Origin of the sequence: Streptomyces sp. NPDC088706 (assembly GCF_044752765.1) — a bacterium.
Taxonomy (GTDB): Bacteria; Actinomycetota; Actinomycetes; order Streptomycetales; family Streptomycetaceae; genus Streptomyces.
The window spans coordinates 139,232-161,220 of the sequence record NZ_JBIVLW010000003.1 but is presented as its reverse complement, the minus strand read 5'-3'; the positions used below and the strand labels follow the sequence as shown (position 1 = coordinate 161,220).

Sequence of the window (21,989 nt, the reverse complement as noted above, 5' to 3'; positions counted from 1 at the left end):
GGTCATCTCCTCGGAAGCAGTACATGGACTGCAGCATCAGGACGCGGAGGATGGGTGTGAGCCGGAATCTCGGCCCAGCACCGCTTCCCGGAGGCGCTGGTCTCGACGCCGTGATCCAGGGCTAGGGCGGCCACGATGAACAGGCCGCGGCCGTGCTCGTCGTCCGGGCCCGGCAGGCCGGCCTTCGGGCGTACGGAGCTGGCGTCGCAGACCTCGATCCGGACCCTGTCGTCGGTCAACCGCACGGTCACGGAGATCGGGCCCTGGGTTGCGTGCTGCACGGCGTTGGTCAGCAGCTCGCTGGCCACCAGCGCCAGGGTCTCCACCATGTCGCTTTCGGCAGGGAACCCCCAGCCGTGCACGCCTGCGACCACCTGGTGTCTGGCGTCGCTGACGGCGTATGCCGTGCTGGGGACGGGAAAACTGAAGCAATGCGGTTCCACAGGGTGCCTCCCGGTCGAGTTCGGCTCCACCAAGGAACCGCTCGGGGCGGTAGATGGACCAGCTCAGGTGCGTGGTCGGCATGCCTTATGCAGAAGCTGCATGACTGCCAAGTGAGCTTTGAATTACGCTCGTTCGGGCAGGCAGGATCGGGCGACGGCGAGAGGAGCCGTGGCACAGATGGCTGATGCGTACGACGAGGCGAAACGGCTCGGCGAAGTGCTGCGTCGCGCCCGTGTGCTGGCCAGGCGGTCCCAGGCCGACGTCGCCACCGCGCTCGGCTACCACCAGTCGAAGGTCAGCCGCCTCGAACAGGGCAGAGGCACCGAGGACTCCCAGGTCTTGCGCGCTGTCGCTCGGGAGCTGGGCATCCCGTTAGCCTCCGTCGGCCTTGCCGACGTCCCCGACGCCAGGAACCTCGAACCAGAGACAGATGACATGCATCGCCGCAACTTCCTCGCCGCGAGCTTGGCCACTTTGGCGGCACCCGCCGTCCCATCCCACGCCGGCAGCGGAGCACTTGTCCAGGCGCTTCTCCCTGGTCCTATCCCTCCCGCACAGGATGAGGACCAGGACCTTCCTCAGCTCGGTGAGCGTGTTTCGGAGGTTCGCCGACTGTTCTACGCGTGCGACTACACCCGCCTTGAGGGCACGCTTCCTTCTCTGATCATCGACCTCCGCAACGCGGCAGCACGCTCGGACGAAGCCGCAGGGCTGCTGGCCACTGCCTACCAGACCTCCGCCAGCCTGCTTCTGAAACGGGGGGATCACGGCAACGCGTGGCTGGCGGTCGGACGTGCCATGGCGGAGGCGGAGCGCAGTGGCGATCCCGTCGTCCTGGCCTCCAGTGTGCGCGTCCACACCCACCTGCTGGCCCGGGAGCAGCACACATCGCAGGCCATCACGCTCGTCCGCCACACCGCCGACCAGCTCACGGGCGCCTACGACCAACGTTCCCCCCGTTACCTGGCTGCCCTCGGACTGCTCCTGCTGCGCGGGGTCACCGCCGCGAGCAGTGGCGGGGACCGCGCGGCCACCCACGACTTCCTCACCGAGGCCAAGGAAGTCGCTCGGTACGTCGCACTCGACCGCGCCGACGCCTGGGCCAACTTCAGCCCGACGAACGTCTCCCTGCACGAGGTCAGCGCGACTGTGGCCTTCGGCGACGCGGGGCTCGCTCTGGAGGCCGCGCGTCCCCTCATGCGTCGGCACATCCCCGCTCCTGAACGACGGGCGGCGCTGTGGGTCGAAACGGCGCGTGCCTACAGCCAGCAGGGTCGACTCGCAGACGGATATCAAGCGCTGCGTATCGCCGAGAGCTGCGCTGCGCAGGACATCCGGCGTCCGGCCATCCGCGAGTTGGTTGCGGACATGGCTGCCCGCGACCGTCGTCGTACGCTGCCTGAACTGCATCACTTCAGCCGCCAACTGGGAGTCCCCGCGTGAGCGATCAGTCCGGGCACGAGGCCGGCAAGCCGTTTCTGTATGTCGTCGTGTGCGCGGCGGGCATCGCCGGTGATGTCGGCCGACTGATCTCGGCAGCTCAGGAGGCCGGTTGGGAGGTGGGTGTCGTTGCCACCCCTCAAGGTCTGGGCTTCATCGACGCGCCGTCCATCGAAGCGCAGACCGGCTATCCGATCCGCTCGGCCTGGCGGTCCCACGCCGACCCGCGCCCTCTCCCACCCCCGGACGCCATCGCTGTCGTACCGGCGACGTTCAACACGATCAACAAGTGGGCGGCCGGCATCTCAGACACCCTGGCCCTGGGCATCCTGTGCGAGTCGTACGGCCTCGGTGTCCCCACCGCCGTCCTGCCGTACGTGAACGCCGCCCAGGCGGCCCATCCCGCGTACGCCGAAAGCCTTCGCAGCCTGCGGGGCATGGGTGTCCTGATCGGTTCCTACGAGCCCCACCGTCCCAAGGCCGGCGGCGGTGCGGACCGTTTCCACTGGGAGGAAGCGCTGGAGCTGCTGGCACCCAGTCTGTCCGCGCCGGAGTGATCACCTGCGCCGAGGGCGCGAATTAGAGGTTGGCTCGGTGAGCGTTGCCGCCGGGGCAGGAACGGATGCGGGTGTGGCGGCGAGGGGCATGGTGCTGCGAGCGCGCGCCGCGAGGGCCTGGCGGCTGGGGGCGGTCCTCTGGGCGATTCGCTGTACGCGCCAGGTGAGAGTGCGCGCTGGGGAGCGAGCGTCGTCGAGGGCTCGTCCGTCTATCACCACCTGCAGCACACGTGCGGGATCGTGTCCCGCTGCTTCCGCGTCGGCCAGCGCAGTGAGGAGCGCCCCTGCGGCCGGGTCGTTGAGCGTTTGATCGGCGTAGGCGGGAGCGGCTTGGCGGATGCAGCGAACGTACCGGTCCGCGACGTTTTCTGCCGGGTGGCGTTGGCTGAGGGCAGCCAGGGGTCCTGGCGCGGTTCGGTCGTAGGCGGCCTGGAGGTGGAGCAGGCTCTTGTGTGCTGCGGCCACCTGTTGCTCGTGCTCTCGTCGGTCGTGCCAGCGTGCGGCGGCGATGACGGCGAGGAGCGCGGCGTCGAGGAACATCGCCAAGGCGGCTCCGTCCTTCGGTGCCGGTTCGCGAAGCATCGCCTTGACCGCGCCGCGTAGGGCACGAGCGTGGTGGTGCTCGGCGCGGACGCGCGAACGGGTCGCGCGCTCGAAAGCCGAGGCCGCTGAGCGGAGTTCGGTACGAATGTCCGGCGGTGCGGTGAGAGCTACGGCGTCGAGCGCTTCGCCGAAGGCGGCCAGGTGGGCCTGGGCGGCTTCGGCGTCCGGCTGGTCGAGGTGGTGGGGGATGCGCTCGAAGCGCTTCTGCCGACTCCCGGCGATCAGCCAAACATCCTGGATGCAGTGCCGGAAGATGCACGCTCGTGGGCGCAGGATGTGCTCGCGAATGCTGAGGAGGAAGATCGTGGCTAGACGGGCCGAGGCTCGCGCAGCTCAATTGCTTGCTGACTGCGGAGTGTTTTCACCGCCCGTCAACGTCGAGCGGCTCGTCAGGCATCAGGGAGCGATGGTCTCTGGAGCTCCTTCAAAGATGGTGACGTGTCAGGGATGTTGCTTCGGCGGGACGGGCAGTCGCCGGTGATCGGGGTCAACGACTCCCAACCCCCCTTGCGTCAGCGCTTCACTATCGCCCATGAGCTCGGACACCTCCTGCTGCACCCGGGGCGCGAGGTCATCCTAGACCGCCCTGTTCGAATCAACCTGCGTGATGGGCTGTCCAGCACCGCTACGGATCGCGAAGAGATTGAGGCGAATGCCTTCGCTGCGAGCCTGCTCATGCCGGCCGATATGGTGCGCGAACAACTCATGCTGCTGCCGGTGGCGATCAGGCAGGATCCTGACCGATGCACGACTGCGCTTGCCGAGCGCTTCGAGGTCAGTGCGTCGGCGATGGGCTTTCGTTTGATCAACTTGGGATTGGTTAGCTGAGGACGCGGGGGCCGCGTCACTCTAAGGGTGCGCATCTTGCCTTTGAGAGCGAGCCTGCACGTCCCCGCCGGAGGTGGCGCAGATCACTTGTGTTCGCCGACGAAAAGCGAGTCGCCGCCGGGCTGGTGGTGCCGAGGTAGATGAGTACCCATCGGCCAGGGCGCGATTAAGAGCCACTTGGGGCACGCGGAGGGCACGCCGCACCGCAAGAGGTCTAGACAACAAAGAAGCCCCGGGCCGCTGGCCTGGGGCTTTGATGTGGAGCGGGTGACGAGAATCGAACTCGCGCTCTGAGCTTGGGAAGCTCATGTTCTACCATTAAACTACACCCGCGAAGCATGCCGATGATCGGCGCTGCATCGTCACACACTGTACCCCATGTCAGGCCCCCGGGGGATGAGCCGTGGGGTCTGTTTGGTGTGTGGTCCGTGGGGTGGGCGAGGTGGACGTGGTTGGGGTGGGCGGGAGTTGGGGGCGTAGCGTGCGGGGGCGGAGTGCCGGTCGTGGTGGCGTCCTGTTCATCCCCTAATGTGGCGTTCTCGTCCATGTGTGGTTGGGGAAGGGGCTTGATGGAGTCGATGCAGCGCACCGTCGTCCGCTGTGCCGAAGGGCACGTGTTCGCGACCTCGTCGTTTCCGATGCAGCAGCTCGGGGCCGACCGGATCGGGCCGGGGCGGTTGATCCGGTGCCCCCGGTGTGCCCGGTTGCGGCAGGCCGTTCCGGTGGGGTTCGAGAAGCGGTAGGGGTCGGCAACAGGGGCGTGCGGTGGGTGGAGCCCGCCGCCGACGCCCCTGCCTGTCTCCGGGCCCCGGGTGGTCCGGTTGGGGCGGGCTCGTGCCTTCTGCGTATCCTCGGGACGTGCTTCTCTCAGACAAGGACATCCGGGCCGAGATCGACGCCGGCCGAGTCCGCATTGATCCCTTCGACCCGTCGATGGTGCAGCCGTCGAGCATCGACGTGCGGCTGGACCGCTACTTCCGGGTGTTCGAGAACCACCGGTACCCGCACATCGACCCCGCCGTCGAGCAGCCCGACCTGACGCGCACGGTCGAGCCGGAGGGGGACGAGGCGTTCATCCTGCACCCCGGTGAGTTCGTGCTGGCGTCCACGTACGAGGTGATCTCGCTCCCCGACGATCTGGCCTCGCGGCTGGAGGGGAAGAGTTCGCTCGGGCGGCTCGGTCTGGTGACGCACTCGACGGCCGGGTTCATCGACCCCGGGTTCTCCGGGCATGTGACCCTGGAGCTGTCGAACCTCGCCACGCTGCCGATAAAGCTCTGGCCGGGCATGAAGATCGGGCAGCTGTGCATGTTCCGGCTCTCCTCGCCCTCAGAGTTCCCCTACGGCTCCGAGCGGTACGAGTCGCGGTACCAGGGGCAGCGGGGTCCGACGGCCTCGCGGTCGTTCCAGAACTTCCATCGGACCCAGGTGTGATCGATCATGGCTAGTGACGTACGGGAAAACCTCACCTACGAGGGCTTCGGGCGGGCTGTGCGCGAGCTCGCGCAGGCCGTCGCCGACGACGGGTACGAGCCCGACGTCGTGCTCAGCATCGCGCGCGGCGGTGTCTTCGTCGCCGGCGGGCTCGCGTACGCCCTGGACTGCAAGAACATCCATCTGGTCAACGTGGAGTTCTACACCGGGGTGGGGACGACCCTGGAGATGCCCGTCATGCTGGCGCCGGTACCCAACGCGATCGACTTCTCGCAGAAGAAGGTGCTGATCGCCGACGACGTCGCCGACACCGGCAAGACGCTCAAGCTCGTCCACGGCTTCTGCGTCGACCACGTCGCCGAGGTGCGCAGCGCCGTCATCTACGAGAAGTCCCACTCCCTCGTCAAGTGCGAGTACGTGTGGAAGAAGACCGATCAATGGATCAACTTCCCTTGGAGCGTGGAGAAGCCCGTCGTCCGGCGGGACGGCCAGGTTCTGGACGCGTAGGCCCAGTGACGCGTGAGCCCAGCCACGCGTAGGCCCAGCCACGCGTGAGCCCAGCCACGCGTAAGCCCAGCCACGCGTAAGCCCAGTGACGCGTAGGCCCAGTGACGCGTGAGCCCAGCCACGCGTGAGCCCAGTGACGCGTAGGCCCCGCCACGCGTAAGTCCAGCCACGCGTAAGCCCAGCAGAGTTGCGTAAGTTACCTAGTTATGTGAGAGGGCCCCGGGAGCGCAAGCAGTAGCGCTCCCGGGGCCCTCTCACGCAGGTCCTCAGATCGTGCCCAGCTTGATGATCGACAGCAGCGCGAGCAGCTGGATTCCCGACGCTCCCAGCGCCTTCGGCCACGGCAGGTCGTGCGACTTGCTCACCATCGACGTGAACAGCGCGCCGGCCGCCAGCCAGGTCAGCCAGCCCATGATCTGGACCAGGGAGTTCTCGCCGCCGAGGAAGACGGCGAAGAGCAGGCGCGGGGCGTCGGTGATCGACATGATCAGCATCGAGAGGCCCACCGTCGGCTGCCACGAGCCCGTGCCGCCGAGCTGGCGGGCCAGGGTGTGGGTGACCGCGCCGAGGACCAGGCCGCCGATGACGAAACCGACGCCGGTGAAGAGGACGTACGGGACGGCCGTGGCGACCGGGGCGCCGATCGCCTCCTCGCGCGCCTGGTCGAAGCCGAACAGCGCCAGCAGGCCGTAGAGGAACGTGACGATCAGCGCCGGACCCCACACCGCGTAGTCCCGCATCTGCCAGAACGTGGCACCGGGGCGCGTCACGATGCCGGTCAGCAGCTCCTTCCAGGGCAGGCGTGGGCCGCTGGGCTGGGCGGGGGCGGAGCCGGCGCGGTAGGTCTCGCCGTCGCCGTAGGGGTCGTCGTTGATGCTGAACGCCTGCGTGTGACCCGGGTTGTTGGCGTACGGGTCGTGGGGCGCGGGGTCGGTGTAGGGGTCGCCGAAGTACTCCGGTTCGCCGTTCCCGTGCGGGCCCTGTCCGTGTCCGCGGCGGCCCTGGGGGTGCCCGCCGTGCCTGCTGTCGTGCCCGCCGCGTCCGCCGTCGTGCCCGTTGCCCGCGTAGCCGCCGCCCGTGTACGGGGCGCCCTGCGGGGTTCCGTACGGCGGTGGCGCCGCGCCGTTGCCGCCGCCTCCCGGCGTCGGCCACGACGGAGCTCCGTACGGCGGCTGTGGTGCCTGCCCTCCGTACGGCTGCTGCCGCTGCTGCTGCGGTTGTTGCGGGGTGCGGTTGTCCCGGCCGCGTCCGATCCTGAATCCAGCCACCCATCGAACGTACCTGGTCCTCGCGGGTGTGGAGCGGGGGCGGGGGGAACCCGCCCGCCATTGCGGCCGAGCTGTGACATCCCCTAGGGGGCGTACGGAAGGGAGTTCAGGGAGTTCTGGGGCGCCGGTGGGAGTTTCGGCCCCGCATGCCCCGCAGACGGGGCATGCGGGGGAGTCAGGGAGGGAACACCGCGTCGAAGTCGCCGCAGACCGGGTGTGCTCGGGCCGGTCCTTGCCGAAGCGGGCCTGCGCCGGGATGCGTACGGTGACCGCCCTGCCGGTTTGGCCCTCCGGGGAGCCGAAGAGGATCTGCCGGGGGACGGGCGGGGCGCCGACGCCGTTGTTCCTGGTCGTGGTGGGGCGTCCGGTGTTCGGCGGCGCGAGGGCATACCCGGTCCGCGGACTCCGGACTCATGACGCTCCAGATGCGGCTGCGCGTACCAGGGGGGCTCCCGGGGCCGTCCGTGTCCCGGCCGGGCCCTGAGCACGCGGAAGCGGCCGGTCCTGCCCGCGAGGCAGGTCCGGCCGCTTCCGATGGTGCTGTGGTGGCCGTGGTGCTGCGGTCGCTAGTTTGCCGGTTCCGGCTCCGGCGCGTCCACCTGCTCCGGCTCGCCCGCCGGGTCGGCCGGGGTCTTCACCGACTCTAGGAGGAGCTGCGAGACGTCCACGACCTGGATGGACTCCTTGGCCTGGCCGTCGTTCTTCTTGCCGTTGACCGAGTCGGTCAGCATGACGAGGCAGAACGGGCAGGCGGTGGAGACGATGTCCGGGTTGAGGGCGAGGGCTTCGTCGACGCGCTCGTTGTTGACGCGCTTGCCGATCCGCTCCTCCATCCACATCCGGGCGCCGCCGGCGCCGCAGCAGAAGCCGCGCTCCTTGTGACGGTGCATCTCCTCGTTCCGCAGCCCCGGGACCTTCGCGATGATCTCGCGCGGCGGGGTGTAGATCTTGTTGTGCCGGCCCAGGTAGCACGGGTCGTGGTACGTGATCAGGCCCTCGACCGGGGTCACCGGGATCAGCCGGCCCTCGTCGATGAGGTGCTGGAGCAGCTGCGTGTGGTGGATGACCTCGTACTCGCCGCCGAGCTGCGGGTACTCGTTGGCGATCGTGTTGAAGCAGTGCGGGCAGGTGGCGACGATCTTCTTGGCCGACCTGGGCTTCTTCGTCTCCGGCTCGACGTTGCCCTCGTCGTCGAAGGACTCGCCGTACGCCATGTTCAGCATGGCCACGTTCTCCTGGCCGAGCTGCTGGAACAGCGGCTCGTTGCCCAGGCGGCGGGCGGAGTCACCGGTGCACTTCTCGTCGCCGCCCATGATGGCGAACTTGACGCCCGCGATGTGCAGCAGCTCCGCGAAGGCCTTGGTGGTCTTCTTGGCCCGGTCCTCCAGGGCGCCCGCGCAGCCGACCCAGTACAGGTAGTCGACCTCGGTGAGGTCTTCGACGTCCTTGCCGACGATCGGGACCTCGAAGTCGACCTCCTTGGTCCACTCCACGCGCTGCTTCTTGGCCAGCCCCCAGGGGTTGCCCTTCTTCTCCAGGTTCTTGAGCATCGTGCCCGCCTCGGACGGGAACGCGGACTCGATCATCACCTGGTAGCGGCGCATGTCGACGATGTGGTCGATGTGCTCGATGTCGACCGGGCACTGCTCCACGCAGGCACCGCAGGTGGTGCAGGACCAGAGCACGTCCGGGTCGATGACGCCGTTCTCCTCGGCGGTGCCGATCAGCGGGCGCTCGGCCTCGGCGAGGGCGGCCGCGGGGACGTCCTTGAGCTGCTCCTCGGTGGCCTTCTCGTTGCCCTCCATGTCCTTGCCGCCGCCGGCCAGGAGGTAGGGGGCCTTGGCGTGCGCGTGGTCGCGCAGCGACATGATCAGGAGCTTGGGGGAGAGGGGCTTGCCGGTGTTCCAGGCGGGGCACTGCGACTGGCAGCGGCCGCACTCGGTGCAGGTGGAGAAGTCGAGGATGCCCTTCCAGGAGAACTGCTCGACCTGGGAGACACCGAAGACCGCGTCGTCGGCCGGGTCCTCCCAGTCGATCTCCTTGCCGCCCGTCGTCATCGGTTGCAGCGCGCCGAGCGCGACATCGCCGTCGGCGTTCCGCTTGAACCAGATGTTCGGGAAACCGAGGAAGCGGTGCCAGGCGACGCCCATGTTGGTGTTGAGCCCGACCGTGATCGCCCAGATCATCGTCGTACCGAGCTTGATCATCGCGGCCAGGTAGACCAGGTTCTGCAGCGTCCCGAGGTCCAGCCCCTTGAAGGCCAGCACCAGGGGGTACGACGCCCAGTACGCGGCCTCGTAGCCGTCCACGTGGTGCAGCGCGCCCTCCAGGCCGCGGAGCACCATGATCGCGGCGCCGATGATCAGGATGATCGCCTCGACGAAGTACGCCTGACCCATCTTCGAGCCCGTGAAGCGCGACTTGCGGCCGGCCCGCGAGGGCAGGTTCAGCTGGCGGATCGCGATCAGGACGAGGATGCCGAGGGTCGTACCGAGCGCGATGAACTCGATGTAGATCTCGTACGGCAGGAAGGTGCCGATGTACGGCAGCACCCAGTCGGCCTGGAACAGCTGGCCGTACGCCGTGACGATCGTCAGGCCCAGCGTCAGGAAGCCGACCGCGACGAACCAGTGGGCGACGCCCACGATTCCCCAGCGGTTCATGCGGGTATGGCCGACGAACTCCTTGATCAAGGTGATCGTCCGCTGCTTGGGGTCGTCGGTGCGGCTGCCTGCCGGTACCGCCTGTCCGAGACGGACGAAGCGGTAGATCTGCGCGACGGCTCGGGCGACGAGCGCAACGCCGACCACCGTCAGCACCAGCGACACGATGATCGCGGCGAGTTGCATGAGTAGGGCTCCTCGGGCCTGCGAGAGCGGGGTCCAGTTGACTACTGCCCACTACTACTAAGCAGTAACTTAATGAGTCTGTGCTGACACTATCCACTTATTCCACCCCGCTGTAGCCGGGTGGGCGGTGATCTGTGTCGCTCAGGTGTGCCTTGGTTGCGCCGCTGTCGGACGCGCCTTGCGCAGTGCCGTCCGCGGCAGGCCGCGGACGGCTTCCGTCAGGACCGTCAGATAGAGCACCACTCCATGGTGCTCTGCGTAGTGCTGGTCCAGCAGGGCGGGGTCGTCCCACGGCATGCCGGAACGGCTGCGCACCTGGGCCAGCCCGGTCAGTCCCGGCCGCAGCTCCTGCCGCCACTGCCGGGCTCCCGGCCGGGCGGCGCGCGGGTCGCCGGGGGGCAGCGGGGCCGGCCCTACGAGCGAGAGATCGCCCCGGACGACCTGGGGGAGCCGGGAGAGCAGGTCGAGCCGGAGCCGGCGGGTGCGCAGGGAGCGGAGCGTGAAGACCTGGCCGCCCAGACCCGTACGGTCGCTGCGTTCCCATACGTTGCCGGGGCCCCGCCGGACGGCCAGGGCGAGGGCGCCGACGGCGAGGGCGGGGGCGGCCGCGAGCAGGAGGACGGTGCCGAGCGTCAGGTCCAGCACCCGTTCGGCCGACGTCCGCGGGGTGAAGCGGTCGGCGAGGCGCTCGACCCGGTCCGTGAGGCCCGCCAGGCGTGCGGCCGGGCGGGTGGGGAAGTGGCTCCTGGTGGTGCCGGTCGGCGGGGGTGGCGGCTGCGCCTGGGGCCCGGTGCGGGCCCGGGACTCGTGCCGGGACCGGGGCTGCGGCGCGGACTCCGCCCGCTTCCGTCGGCCCTGCCGCTGATCCTGCCGCTGGCTCTGGTTCCGTCGCTGCTGCCTCTTCCGCTGGTTCTTCTGCCGCACGCGCCGCTGTCTCGCGTCTCGCATCGCGCCCGCCCGGGGTTCGGAGTCCGATGGTGCCGATCGATGACGTTTGTGACCGTCTCGCGGCATTTTGTGACAGAACGATCCCACGGTGGGATGGTGGGTCGGGTGGTGCGCGGGGGGTGTGGCGTGTGCTGGTGCGGCTTCGGGGCGGGCGAGGAAGCCCCGGGTGACGCGCATGGGCAGGTAAGTTGAGTCGGGCCGACTCAGGTCTGTTGACTCCGGGAGGGGTGTCGTGCATTCTTGAGTCAGATCCACTCAAGTAGTCAGTTGGAGGAATTGAAATGGCACGTGCGGTCGGCATCGACCTGGGCACGACTAACTCCGTCGTCAGCGTTCTCGAAGGCGGCGAGCCCACCGTCATCACCAACGCCGAAGGCGCCAGGACCACGCCGTCCGTCGTCGCCTTCGCCAAGAACGGCGAGGTGCTGGTCGGCGAGGTGGCCAAGCGCCAGGCGGTCACCAACGTCGACAGGACCATCCGCTCCGTCAAGCGCCACATGGGCACCGACTGGAAGATCGACCTGGATGGCAAGAGCTTCAACCCGCAGCAGATGAGCGCCTTCATCCTGCAGAAGCTGAAGCGCGACGCCGAGTCCTACCTGGGCGAGAAGGTGACCGACGCGGTCATCACCGTCCCGGCGTACTTCAACGACTCCGAGCGCCAGGCGACCAAGGAGGCCGGTGAGATCGCGGGCCTCAACGTCCTGCGTATCGTCAACGAGCCGACCGCCGCCGCCCTGGCGTACGGCCTGGACAAGGACGACCAGACGATCCTCGTCTTCGACCTCGGTGGCGGCACCTTCGACGTGTCGCTCCTGGAGATCGGTGACGGCGTCGTCGAGGTGAAGGCCACCAACGGTGACAACCACCTCGGTGGTGACGACTGGGACCAGCGCGTCGTCGACTACCTGGTGAAGCAGTTCGCCAACGGGCACGGCGTGGACCTGTCCAAGGACAAGATGGCTCTCCAGCGTCTCCGCGAGGCCGCGGAGAAGGCGAAGATCGAGCTCTCGTCCTCGACCGAGACCACGATCAACCTGCCCTACATCACGGCGTCCGCCGAGGGCCCGCTGCACCTGGACGAGAAGCTCACGCGCTCGCAGTTCCAGCAGCTGACCGCGGACCTCTTGGACCGCTGCAAGACCCCGTTCCACAACGTCATCAAGGACGCGGGCATCCAGCTCTCCGAGATCGACCACGTCGTTCTCGTCGGTGGCTCCACCCGTATGCCGGCCGTCGCCGAGCTCGTCAAGGAGCTGACCGGTGGCCAGGAGGCCAACAAGGGTGTGAACCCGGACGAGGTCGTCGCCATCGGCGCCTCGCTCCAGGCCGGTGTCCTCAAGGGCGAGGTCAAGGACGTCCTGCTCCTCGACGTCACCCCGCTGTCCCTCGGTATCGAGACCAAGGGAGGGATCATGACCAAGCTCATCGAGCGCAACACCACGATCCCGACCAAGCGCTCCGAGATCTTCACGACGGCCGAGGACAACCAGCCGTCCGTCCAGATCCAGGTCTACCAGGGCGAGCGCGAGATCGCGGCGTACAACAAGAAGCTCGGGATGTTCGAGCTGACCGGTCTGCCGCCGGCCCCGCGCGGTGTGCCGCAGATCGAGGTCGCCTTCGACATCGACGCCAACGGCATCATGCACGTCGCCGCCAAGGACCTCGGCACCGGCAAGGAGCAGAAGATGACCGTCACCGGCGGCTCCTCGCTGCCGAAGGACGAGGTCAACCGGATGCGCGAAGAGGCCGAGAAGTACGCGGAGGAGGACCACGCCCGCCGCGAGGCCGCCGAGTCGCGCAACCAGGGCGAGCAGCTCGTCTACCAGACGGAGAAGTTCCTCAAGGACAACGAGGACAAGGTCCCCGGTGACGTGAAGACGGAGGTGGAGACCGCCGTCGGCGAGCTGAAGGAGAAGCTCAAGGGCGAGGACACCGCCGAGATCCGTACGGCCACCGAGAAGGTCGCGGCCGTCTCCCAGAAGCTGGGCCAGGCGATGTACGCCAACGCCCAGGCCGAGGGTGCGACCCCGGGCGCCGAGGCTCCGGGCGACGCCCAGGGCAAGGCCGATGACGATGTCGTCGACGCCGAGATCGTGGACGACGAGAAGGACACCAAGGGCGGTGCGGCGTGACCGAGGAGACCCCGGGCTTCGAGGAGAAGCCCGACGTCCCCTCCGGCGCCACCCCTGATGACGCCGAGCCGAAGGCCGCCGACCCCTCCGAGGAGGAGGCGGCGGCCCCGGCCGGGGACACCGACCCGACCGTCGGCCTGACCGCACAGCTGGACCAGGTCCGTACGGCGCTGAGCGAGCGCACCGCGGACCTCCAGCGGCTCCAGGCCGAGTACCAGAACTACCGCCGCCGCGTGGAGCGGGACCGGGTGACGGTCAAGGAGGTCGCTGTGGCGAACCTCCTGTCCGAGCTGCTGCCCGTGCTCGACGACGTCGGCCGCGCGCGGGAGCACGGCGAGCTGCTCGGCGGCTTCAAGTCGGTCGCCGAATCGCTCGAGACGGTCCTTGCGAAGCTGGGCCTCCAGCAGTTCGGCAAGGAGGGCGAGCCCTTCGACCCGACGATCCACGAGGCCCTGATGCACAGCTACGCGCCGGACGTCACCGAGACGACCTGCGTGGCGATCCTCCAGCCGGGGTATCGCATCGGCGAGCGCACCATCCGCCCCGCGCGGGTGGCCGTCGCCGAGCCGCAGCCGGGCGCGACGCCGGCGGCGGCCAAGGAAGAGAAGACAGACGACGAGGAGAGCGGTGGCACCGAGGAGGTCTGACGGGAACCCGTCCGACCAGCGAGGTGCACACCGACCGGCCAGGCGGCCGGCCCACGGGCCGGCCGCCGCGCCGATCGTCCGGAAGGAGGGACGTCGATGAGCACGAAGGACTTCGTCGAGAAGGACTACTACAAGGTCCTCGGCGTCCCCAAGGACGCCACCGACGCCGAGATCAAGAAGGCGTACCGCAAGCTCGCCCGAGAGTTCCACCCGGACGCCAACAAGGGTGACGCCAAGGCGGAGGAGCGCTTCAAGGAGATCTCCGAGGCGAACGACGTCCTCGGCGACACCAAGCGGCGCAAGGAGTACGACGAGGCGCGCGCCCTCTTCGGCAACGGTGGTTTCCGTGCCGGCCCCGGTGGTGCGGGCGGCAACTTCAACTTCGACCTGGGCGACCTCTTCGGCGGGGGCGCCCCGGGCGGCGGACAGGGCGGCGCGGGCGGCGGTTTCGGCGGCGGCGGGGGCGGTCTCGGCGACGTCTTCGGCGGGCTGTTCAACCGCGGTGGCGCGGGCACCCGCGTCCAGCCGCGGCGCGGCCAGGACATCGAGTCCGAGGTGACGCTCAGCTTCACCGAGGCGGTCGACGGGGCCACGGTCCCGCTGCGGATGTCCAGCCAGGCGCCCTGCAAGGCGTGTTCCGGCACCGGTGACAAGAACGGCACCCCCAGGGTCTGCCCGACCTGCGTCGGCACCGGCCAGGTCTCGCGCGGCACGGGCGGCGGCTTCTCGCTCACCGACCCCTGCGTGGACTGCAAGGGCCGGGGCCTCATCGCCCAGGACCCGTGCGAGGTCTGCCACGGCAGCGGCCGGGCGAAGTCGGCCCGCACCATGCAGGTCAGGATCCCGGCGGGCGTCTCGGACGGCCAGCGGATCCGGCTGCGCGGCAAGGGCGGCCCGGGCGAGCGCGGCGGTCCGGCCGGCGATCTGTACGTCGTCGTCCACGTCGGCGCCCACCCGGTCTTCGGCCGCAAGGGCGACAACCTCACGGTCACCGTGCCTGTCACGTATCCGGAGGCGACGCTCGGCGGCGAGGTGAAGGTCCCCACGCTCGGCGGACCGCCGGTCACCCTGAAGCTGCCTCCCGGCACCCCCAACGGGCGTACGATGCGCGCCCGGGGCAAGGGCGCGGTCCGCAAGGACGGCACCCGCGGCGACCTGCTGGTCACCGTGGAGGTGGCGGTCCCCACGGACCTCGGCCAGGAGGCCAGGGACGCGCTGGAGGCCTACCGCAAGGCGACCGCGGACGAGGACCCGCGGGCGGAACTGTTCCAGGCCGCGAAGGGAGCTTGAGATGGACGGCCGTCGACGCAATCCGTACCAGCTGACCGATGAATCACCGGTGTACGTGATCTCGATCGCGGCCCAGCTCTCGGGCCTGCACCCGCAGACGCTGCGCCAGTACGACCGTCTCGGCCTGGTCTCCCCGGACCGTAGCGCCGGGCGCGGCCGGCGCTACTCGGCCCGCGACATCGAGCTGCTGCGCACGGTGCAGCAGCTGTCGCAGGACGAGGGCATCAACCTGGCGGGCATCAAGCGCATCATCGAGCTGGAGAACCAGGTCGCCGCGCTCCAGCAGCGTGTCGCCGAGCTCTCGGCGGCGGTGGACGGCGCGGCGGTCGCCATGCAGCAGCGCGAGGCCCAGGTGCACGCCTCGTACCGGCGCGACCTCGTGCCGTACCAGGACGTGCAGCAGACCAGCGCGCTGGTGGTCTGGCGGCCGAAGGCGAAGCGGCCGCCGACGGAGTGACCACGCGTCTGCGAACAGCGGGGCCGGGGGAGAGCGTTCATCCGCTCTCCCCCGGCCCCGCAGTCGTATGCCGCCTGCCGGGCCCTCCGTCACGCACCGCCCGGGTTCCCGGCCGGGGATCGGTCGCGCGGTCAGGAATCCGATTCCAGGATTCCCGAGCGCGCGATCAGATAACCGAGTTGTGCCCGGCTGTTGCTGCCGAGCGCGACACTGAGCTTGGCGATGTGGGAGCGGCAGGTGCGGACGTTCATGCCGAGGCGGCGGGCGATGGCCTCGTCGACATGGCCCTCGACCAGCAGCTTGGCGATCGAATGACGGACGCCGGAGATGCCTTCCGGCCCGGGGTCGTAAGGGATCTGCTCCTGCAAAGGCACTGCACGGTGCCAGAATTGTTCGAAGACCTTGACGAGGTACTTCACGATGCCGGGGTGCCGTAGTTCGAGGGCGACGGTCCGGTCGTCCGTGGCGGGGATGAAGGCGACGGTGTGGTCGAAGATCATGAGTCGCTCTATGAGTTCTTCGAGAGTCCGGATTTCCACCTTGCTCTCCGCCATGCGGGCCGCATAGGTGAGAGTCCCGTGGCTGTGGCGGGCGGTGTGCTGGTACAGCGTGCGCATGCCTACGCCACGCTCCGCGAGAATGTGTCCGCGTTCCACGGCGATGTTCAGCGCGTCCTCGCTGCGCCCGCCGCCGGGCTGGATGGTGAGAACCTCCGCCTGGCACTCCGAAAGGGCCAGTTTTATGGAGGCGTTGATACGGTCGATGCCTTCCAGAACGGTGATCGCGTGGGTGGTCGGCGGGGTCTGGGCGCTGACGGCCATGAAGGGTTCGAACGCCTCGGTGAGTTCGACCGAGAGCCGTCTGCGCTCCTGGATCTCCCGCTCGATGGGGTGGAGCCGCTGGGTGAGCGCCGCGAATGCCGGCACCGGCCGTAGCCAGGTGGGGTCGTCCGGGTCGGGGTGCAGCAGGGCGAACTCCAGCAGGCACGGCGCGTCTTCCGCTTCGGCGCGGGCCACCTTCCCCACGCTCAACGCACTCGCGTAGAGCCGGGCCCCCTCGTCGCACAAAGTGGTGACAGAGTGGGGATGTGTCGCTTTCGCTCTATCTGTGGTCAATTCTCCACCCCCCAGGAACATGCATCAGCAGGAACATGATGCATCGTTTCTGTGGTTTGACGTGCCTTGATGGGCCATCGTCTTGTGATGCGGGGGAGAGGAAACCTTGGAAGTGAGGACGAAGCCCACTATGAGTAAGAAAACGCTTCGCTCGGTGCTTGCCGTGGCCTTCTCCGTCGGGCTGGCGTCCGGAGTGTTCAGCGCCCAGGGAGACCCCGTCTGGGACACGGCGCCCAATCAGGCCGTCGAACTGCGTTCGCAAGCCGCGCCGCCCCCCGACCTGGCCTGGGACTTCACCCCGACCACGAAGGACCGAGCATGACCACGCCGCCGGACGATCGCACCTTCCGGCGCGAGATGGCGACCGCCTATCGCTCAGGGTGGCATTTCATCGATCTGCTCACGGCACTGCCCCGCCGTGGCGACTCGTTGATGGTCACCCTGTTCGGAGAGCCGATCGTCGTGGTGATGGAAGAGGACGAGGACGTCCGCGCCTATCGCTGTCTCCGACGCCCCCGTGGCGCGCCGCAGCCCGTCCGCTGCGCCGTCAGGTACGGGATGATCTTTGTGAACCTCGATCAGCGGGACCATGAGCTGATCACGTCAGAACCCCTTTCCGCCACCCCCCGCAGTGCCTGAGCGATTCCCCCGTCGTCACCTATCGCTCCGGCGCTTCCCCCACACAGCGGCGCCACCGTGACCTGAACACGGTGGCGCCGCTGTGCTGTGCCCGTCCGGCGCGTATCCGGGGGCCGGCCCTTCCGAGCGCCCGGTCGGCGGCGCAGGGGGCGGTCAGGCCTTTCCGAGCGCCCGGTCGACGGCGATCTCGATGACGACCCGTTCCGGGTTGGGCCTCGGCGTGCGCTCGTAGCGCTCCGCGTAACGGCTCACCGCGTCCACGACGGCCTCCGGCTCCCTGCGGATGGTCGCGCGGCCCTCCAGGGTCGCCCAGCGGGCTCGGTGCATCTGGCAGACGGCGACCCGTGCCCCCTCCGGCCCGGCGGCCAGGATGTTGGCGACCTTGCGGGTGCCCCCGCCGGTGATCACGCGCGCCACCCCCGCCTCCGGGTCGTACGTCACGCCCACCGGTACCACGTGCGGCGTGCCGTCCGGGCGCAGCGTCGTCAGCGTGCACACATGCCGCTCGCGCCAGAAGGCGAGGTACTCGGGGGTGGGGTTCCGTACGTCTGCCATGGGTGAAGCGTAGGTGGCGGTGCGGTGGCGGGTTGCCCCGGTGGCCCGTTCACTCGGAGCGGAGGGCCGGGGTGCCGTATTCTTGCCTTGAGTGGAATAGACTCAACTTTGTGCATGTTGTTTCCGTCAAGGGAAGAGTTCCAGCCGCGAGGAGGAGTAAGCACACGTGGACGCCGAGCTGACCAACAAGAGCCGGGACGCCATCAACGCGGCCACCGACAGGGCCGTGAAGGACGGGCACCCCGACCTCACCCCCGCGCATCTGCTGCTCGCGCTGCTGGGGGGCGAGGACAACGAGAACATCATCGACCTGCTGGCCGCCGTCGAGGCCGACCAGGCCACCGTGCGTGCCGAGACCGAGCGGCTGCTCGGGGCCCTGCCCAGCGTCACCGGCTCCACCGTGGCCCCGCCGCAGCCCGACCGGGAGCTGCTGGCCGTCATCCAGGACGCGGCGCGGCGGGCGAAGGAGCTGGGGGACGAGTACCTCTCCACCGAGCACCTGCTCATCGGGATCGCCGCGAAGGGCGGGCGTGCCGGTGAGATCCTCGACGGGCAAGGGGCCGGTGCGAAGAAGCTGTTGGCCGCATTCGAGACGAGCAGGGGAGGGCGTCGCGTGACCACACCCGACCCGGAGGGCCAGTACAAGGCCCTGGAGAAGTTCGGCACCGACTTCACGGCCGCCGCGCGCGAGGGCAAGCTGGATCCGGTCATCGGCCGCGACCAGGAGATCCGCCGCGTCGTGCAGGTCCTGTCGCGCCGGACGAAGAACAACCCGGTGCTCATCGGTGAGCCCGGCGTCGGCAAGACCGCCGTCGTCGAAGGGCTCGCCCAGCGCATCGTCAAGGGTGACGTCCCCGAGAGCCTGAAGAACAAGCGCCTGGTCTCGCTCGACCTGGGCGCGATGGTGGCGGGCGCGAAGTACCGCGGCGAGTTCGAGGAGCGCCTGAAGACCGTCCTCTCCGAGATCAAGGAGAGCGACGGCCAGATCATCACCTTCATCGACGAGCTGCACACCGTCGTCGGCGCCGGCGCGGGCGGCGACTCCGCCATGGACGCGGGCAACATGCTCAAGCCGATGCTGGCCCGCGGCGAGCTGCGCATGGTCGGCGCGACCACGCTCGACGAGTACCGCGAGCGCATCGAGAAGGACCCCGCCCTGGAGCGCCGCTTCCAGCAGGTGCTGGTGGCCGAGCCGTCCGTCGAGGACACCATCGCGATCCTGCGCGGCCTCAAGGGCCGTTACGAGGCCCACCACAAGGTGCAGATCGCGGACTCGGCGCTGGTGGCCGCGGCCACCCTCTCCGACCGCTACATCACCTCCCGCTTCCTCCCCGACAAGGCCATCGACCTGGTGGACGAGGCGGCCTCCCGGCTCCGTATGGAGATCGACTCCTCGCCCCTGGAGATCGACGAACTCCAGCGCTCGGTCGACCGGTTGCGGATGGAGGAGCTGGCGCTGAAGAACGAGTCGGACGCCGCCTCCAAGCAGCGCCTGGAGAAGCTGCGCCGCGACCTCGCCGACAAGGAGGAGGAGCTGCGCGGCCTCAACGCCCGCTGGGAGAAGGAGAAGCAGGGCCTCAACCGGGTCGGTGAGCTCAAGGAGCGCCTGGACGAGCTGCGCGGCCAGGCCGAACGCGCCCAGCGCGACGGCGACTTCGACGCCGCGTCCAAGCTGCTGTACGGGGAGATCCCCGGCCTGGAGCGCGAGTTGGAGGAGGCTGCCGAGGCGGAGCAGGAGGCATCCAAGGACACCATGGTCAAGGAGGAGGTCGGACCGGACGACATCGCGGATGTCGTCGGCGCCTGGACCGGCATCCCGGCCGGCCGGCTGCTGGAGGGCGAGACCCGGAAGCTGCTGCGGATGGAGAGCGAGCTCGGCAAGCGGCTGATCGGGCAGAGCGAGGCCGTGCAGGCCGTCTCCGACGCCGTACGCCGGACCAGGGCCGGGATCGCCGACCCCGACCGGCCCACCGGGTCGTTCCTCTTCCTCGGCCCCACCGGCGTCGGCAAGACCGAGCTGGCCAAGGCGCTGGCGGACTTCCTCTTCGACGACGAGCGGGCCATGATCCGCATCGACATGAGCGAGTACGGCGAGAAGCACAGCGTCGCCCGTCTCGTCGGCGCCCCGCCCGGTTACGTCGGCTACGAGGAGGGCGGCCAGCTCACCGAGGCCGTCCGCCGCCGCCCGTACAGCGTCGTGCTCCTGGACGAGGTGGAGAAGGCCCACCCCGAGGTCTTCGACATCCTGCTCCAGGTCCTCGACGACGGCCGGCTCACCGACGGCCAGGGCCGCACGGTCGACTTCCGCAACACCATCCTCGTCCTCACCTCCAACCTCGGCAGCCAGTTCCTGATGGACCCGCTGGTCAAGCCCGAGGTGAAGAAGCAGCAGGTGCTGGAGGTGGTGCGGGCGTCCTTCAAGCCGGAGTTCGTCAACCGGCTGGACGACCTGGTGGTCTTCTCGGCGCTCTCCGGCGACGAGCTCACGCACATCGCGAAGCTCCAGGTCGACCGTCTCGCGGCCCGGCTCGCCGACCGGCGGCTCACCCTCGACGTCACCCCCGAGGCACTGGCCTGGCTCGCCGAGGAGGGCAACGACCCGGCGTACGGGGCGCGCCCGCTGCGCCGGCTCATCCAGACGGCGATCGGCGACCGGCTCGCCAAGGAGATCCTCTCCGGCGAGGTCAGGGACGGTGACACCGTCCGGGTGGAGCGGGCCGAGGACGGACTGATCGTCGGCCCCGCCTCGTAACACCCGGGCACGGCTCGTCACACGCCGTGTACGTTCGCCCGCCCGGCCCCCTCCCCACCGGCCCTCTCTCAGCTTGTGGCGGATAGGGGCCGTGCGGGCTTGCCATGCCCCGCCCGCCATGGGAGAGGATGGCCGCAACCGCACGAAGGGAAATAACGGTGAGCATCGATCCGTCCTCGATTCCTAATTTCGGGGGCCAGCCCGAACCGCAGGCGGCAGGACCGGAGGGCCCCGTCGTCCCTGACCAGGACCTCGTCAAGCAGCTCCTCGACCAGATGGAGCTGAAGTACGTCGTCGACGACGAGGGCGACCTCGCCGCGCCGTGGGAAGAGTTCCGGACGTACTTCATGTTCCGGGGCGAGGACGAGCAGCAGGTCTTCTCCGTCCGTACGTTCTACGACCGCCCCCACGCGCTCGACCTGCGTCCCGTCCTCCTGGACGCCATCGACGACTGGAACCGCCGCACCCTGTGGCCCAAGGTCTACACCCACGCCCACGAGGGCGAGGAGGGCGAGGCGGGTTCCGTCCGGCTGATCGGTGAGGCGCAGATGCTCATCGGCACCGGCGTCAGCCTGGAGCACTTCGTCTCCTCGACGGTCAGCTGGGTGCGCGCCTCGATCGAGTTCGACAAGTGGCTCGTCGAGCGCCTGGGCCTCGCGCCGGCCGAGGAGAACACGGACCCCGAGGGCGCCTAGCCCCTCGATGTATCCACGGGAACGGCCCGGGCAGCGGTCACCACGACCGCCTCCCGGGCCGTCTCCGCGTTCACCCCAGCCGGCCCAGCCGCTCGCCCGCCTCCGCCAGCACGTCCTCGCGCTTGCAGAAGGTGAAGGCGCGCGCATCGAAGGCCGGCCGGTCTCCCTTGAAATCAGATCGTGATCTGAGTAGGCTCTGATTATGTCTACCACGCGTCTGGAAGCAGAAACGGAATCCGTCTCCTTCACCGATCTCTCCCGCAACCCCAAAGGTGTCGCCGCCAGAGCTGCTGCCCTGGGACGGCTTCGGGTCACCCATCGGGACGCGCCGGACATGGTGCTGACCACGGCTGTACGCGCGGAGGGCGCGGAGGAGAACCTGACCACCGCCTCGCGGCTCTTCCTCGCACTGATGAAGCAGGACGACGGTGCCAGGGCACTCCTCCTCGCGCTGCCCGAGGTGTTCCCCTGGGCGCGACACCTGGACGCGGAAGAGGTCCGGGCTTTCACTGTCGAGCTTCTTGAAGCGCTGTCGGACGCCGCCGAACTGGGGGCGGGGGAGGCTGTGCACCGCGCGATCGTCTCCTGGCGGGCCACGGCACGCATCAATGCCGATCCCGAGCAGCTCAGGGAATCGCTGCGTCCGCTCGACGGTGATGACCTCGGTCAGGTCGAGGTGCGTGGGTGAGCCCGAAGAAAGGAGACCGAGTGAGCGTTCCGCCCCTCAACGGGTGGAACGTCGTCTTCGGGACCACAGAGGCGGTGACGGGCTGGGAGGAACTGTGTCGTGTGGCCCTGCCGAGCGCGCATCGCTGCCTGGATGCTC

At 69.0% G+C, this 21,989-nt stretch carries 21 protein-coding genes, 1 tRNA gene and 1 pseudogene; 15 read left to right on the top strand and 8 right to left on the bottom strand.

The window, feature by feature from the left end; translation table 11 throughout:
• Positions 1-2 precede the first annotated feature (2 nt).
• The gene (locus tag ACIQAK_RS10230) at positions 3-443 is read right to left on the bottom strand and encodes an ATP-binding protein (RefSeq protein WP_401847896.1); all 441 of its coding nucleotides are present in this window, start codon (positions 441-443) and stop codon (positions 3-5) included.
• A gap of 178 nt (positions 444-621) precedes the next feature.
• Between ACIQAK_RS10230 and ACIQAK_RS10225 the strand changes: the two genes are divergently transcribed.
• Positions 622-1,887, top strand: a complete 1,266-nt coding sequence (locus tag ACIQAK_RS10225) for a helix-turn-helix domain-containing protein (RefSeq protein WP_242738393.1) — start codon at positions 622-624, stop codon at positions 1,885-1,887.
• Positions 1,884-2,441, top strand: a complete 558-nt coding sequence (locus tag ACIQAK_RS10220) for a flavoprotein (protein WP_366388843.1) — start codon at positions 1,884-1,886, stop codon at positions 2,439-2,441. Before ACIQAK_RS10225 ends, ACIQAK_RS10220 begins: the two co-directional genes overlap by 4 nt.
• Here ACIQAK_RS10220 and ACIQAK_RS10215 read toward each other — a convergent pair.
• Positions 2,442-3,239, bottom strand: a pseudogene (locus ACIQAK_RS10215) (mobilization protein); the annotation flags it as partial. It abuts the gene before it with no gap.
• On the opposite strand from ACIQAK_RS10215, the gene ACIQAK_RS10210 reads away from it, so the two are divergent.
• A complete protein-coding gene (locus ACIQAK_RS10210; RefSeq protein WP_366388844.1) occupies positions 3,186-3,356 on the top strand; it encodes a hypothetical protein in 171 nt (56 codons plus the stop codon). The pseudogene ACIQAK_RS10215 and the gene ACIQAK_RS10210 sit on opposite strands and share 54 nt — an antisense overlap.
• Before the next feature lie 135 nt (positions 3,357-3,491).
• Positions 3,492-3,872: an ImmA/IrrE family metallo-endopeptidase gene (locus ACIQAK_RS10205; RefSeq protein ID WP_401847989.1), complete on the top strand. Its 381-nt coding sequence runs from the start codon at positions 3,492-3,494 to the stop codon at positions 3,870-3,872.
• Positions 3,873-4,131: 259 nt separating this feature from the next.
• Here ACIQAK_RS10205 and ACIQAK_RS10200 read toward each other — a convergent pair.
• A tRNA-Gly gene (locus tag ACIQAK_RS10200) sits at positions 4,132-4,205 on the bottom strand.
• Positions 4,206-4,730: 525 nt separating this feature from the next.
• Between ACIQAK_RS10200 and dcd the strand changes: the two genes are divergently transcribed.
• Together dcd and ACIQAK_RS10190 are read left to right on the top strand one after the other, a co-directional pair.
• A complete protein-coding gene (dcd, locus tag ACIQAK_RS10195; protein WP_366388845.1) occupies positions 4,731-5,306 on the top strand; it encodes a dCTP deaminase in 576 nt (191 codons plus the stop codon).
• Positions 5,307-5,312: 6 nt separating this feature from the next.
• Entirely contained in the window at positions 5,313-5,813 is a 501-nt protein-coding gene (locus ACIQAK_RS10190; RefSeq protein WP_366388846.1) for a phosphoribosyltransferase, read from the top strand.
• A 266-nt stretch (positions 5,814-6,079) separates the two neighbouring features.
• Here the strand turns inward: ACIQAK_RS10190 and ACIQAK_RS10185 are convergent, their stop codons facing one another.
• From ACIQAK_RS10185 to ACIQAK_RS10175, 3 genes are all read right to left on the bottom strand, one after another.
• Complete coding sequence (locus ACIQAK_RS10185) at positions 6,080-7,081, bottom strand: Yip1 family protein (RefSeq protein WP_366388847.1); 1,002 nt, start codon at positions 7,079-7,081, stop codon at positions 6,080-6,082.
• A gap of 566 nt (positions 7,082-7,647) precedes the next feature.
• Positions 7,648-9,930 (bottom strand): (Fe-S)-binding protein, encoded by a 2,283-nt coding sequence (locus ACIQAK_RS10180; RefSeq protein WP_366388848.1) that lies wholly within the window; start codon positions 9,928-9,930, stop codon positions 7,648-7,650.
• Positions 9,931-10,071: 141 nt separating this feature from the next.
• Positions 10,072-10,854, bottom strand: coding sequence for a sugar transferase (locus ACIQAK_RS10175; RefSeq protein WP_401847893.1), 783 nt, complete (start codon positions 10,852-10,854; stop codon positions 10,072-10,074).
• Positions 10,855-11,159: 305 nt separating this feature from the next.
• Here ACIQAK_RS10175 and dnaK point away from each other — a divergent pair, with 305 nt between their 5' ends.
• From dnaK to ACIQAK_RS10155, 4 genes are all read left to right on the top strand, one after another.
• Positions 11,160-13,013 (top strand): molecular chaperone DnaK, encoded by a 1,854-nt coding sequence (dnaK, locus tag ACIQAK_RS10170; protein WP_366388849.1) that lies wholly within the window; start codon positions 11,160-11,162, stop codon positions 13,011-13,013.
• Positions 13,010-13,660 carry a nucleotide exchange factor GrpE gene (grpE, locus tag ACIQAK_RS10165; RefSeq protein ID WP_366388850.1) on the top strand — a complete coding sequence of 217 codons (651 nt, stop codon included), beginning with the start codon at positions 13,010-13,012 and terminating at the stop codon, positions 13,658-13,660. Before dnaK ends, grpE begins: the two co-directional genes overlap by 4 nt.
• A 96-nt stretch (positions 13,661-13,756) precedes the next feature.
• Positions 13,757-14,950 carry a molecular chaperone DnaJ gene (gene dnaJ, locus ACIQAK_RS10160; RefSeq protein WP_366388851.1) on the top strand — a complete coding sequence of 398 codons (1,194 nt, stop codon included), beginning with the start codon at positions 13,757-13,759 and terminating at the stop codon, positions 14,948-14,950.
• Between the two features lies 1 nt (position 14,951).
• Positions 14,952-15,407: a heat shock protein transcriptional repressor HspR gene (locus ACIQAK_RS10155; protein WP_366388852.1), complete on the top strand. Its 456-nt coding sequence runs from the start codon at positions 14,952-14,954 to the stop codon at positions 15,405-15,407.
• 131 nt (positions 15,408-15,538) lie between these two features.
• On the opposite strand, the gene ACIQAK_RS10150 is transcribed toward ACIQAK_RS10155, so the two are convergent.
• Entirely contained in the window at positions 15,539-16,543 is a 1,005-nt protein-coding gene (locus ACIQAK_RS10150; protein WP_366388853.1) for a helix-turn-helix transcriptional regulator, read from the bottom strand.
• Between the two features lie 109 nt (positions 16,544-16,652).
• Between ACIQAK_RS10150 and ACIQAK_RS10145 the strand changes: the two genes are divergently transcribed.
• The gene (locus ACIQAK_RS10145) at positions 16,653-16,844 is read left to right on the top strand and encodes a hypothetical protein (RefSeq protein ID WP_366388854.1); all 192 of its coding nucleotides are present in this window, start codon (positions 16,653-16,655) and stop codon (positions 16,842-16,844) included.
• Positions 16,841-17,161 (top strand): (2Fe-2S)-binding protein, encoded by a 321-nt coding sequence (locus tag ACIQAK_RS10140; RefSeq protein ID WP_366388855.1) that lies wholly within the window; start codon positions 16,841-16,843, stop codon positions 17,159-17,161. Before ACIQAK_RS10145 ends, ACIQAK_RS10140 begins: the two co-directional genes overlap by 4 nt.
• Before the next feature lie 153 nt (positions 17,162-17,314).
• Here ACIQAK_RS10140 and ACIQAK_RS10135 read toward each other — a convergent pair whose 3' ends face one another.
• A complete protein-coding gene (locus ACIQAK_RS10135) occupies positions 17,315-17,716 on the bottom strand; it encodes a TIGR03618 family F420-dependent PPOX class oxidoreductase (RefSeq protein ID WP_366388856.1) in 402 nt (133 codons plus the stop codon).
• Between the two features lie 166 nt (positions 17,717-17,882).
• Here ACIQAK_RS10135 and clpB point away from each other — a divergent pair, with 166 nt between their 5' ends.
• The 3 genes from clpB to ACIQAK_RS10120 all read left to right on the top strand — a co-directional run bounded on the left by clpB (position 17,883) and on the right by ACIQAK_RS10120 (position 21,851).
• Positions 17,883-20,468 (top strand): ATP-dependent chaperone ClpB, encoded by a 2,586-nt coding sequence (clpB, locus tag ACIQAK_RS10130; protein WP_366388857.1) that lies wholly within the window; start codon positions 17,883-17,885, stop codon positions 20,466-20,468.
• A gap of 158 nt (positions 20,469-20,626) precedes the next feature.
• Complete coding sequence (locus ACIQAK_RS10125; RefSeq protein ID WP_366388858.1) at positions 20,627-21,163, top strand: YbjN domain-containing protein; 537 nt, start codon at positions 20,627-20,629, stop codon at positions 21,161-21,163.
• Positions 21,164-21,365: 202 nt separating this feature from the next.
• Positions 21,366-21,851, top strand: coding sequence for a prevent-host-death family protein (locus tag ACIQAK_RS10120; protein WP_366388859.1), 486 nt, complete (start codon positions 21,366-21,368; stop codon positions 21,849-21,851).
• Positions 21,852-21,989: the final 138 nt, after the last annotated feature.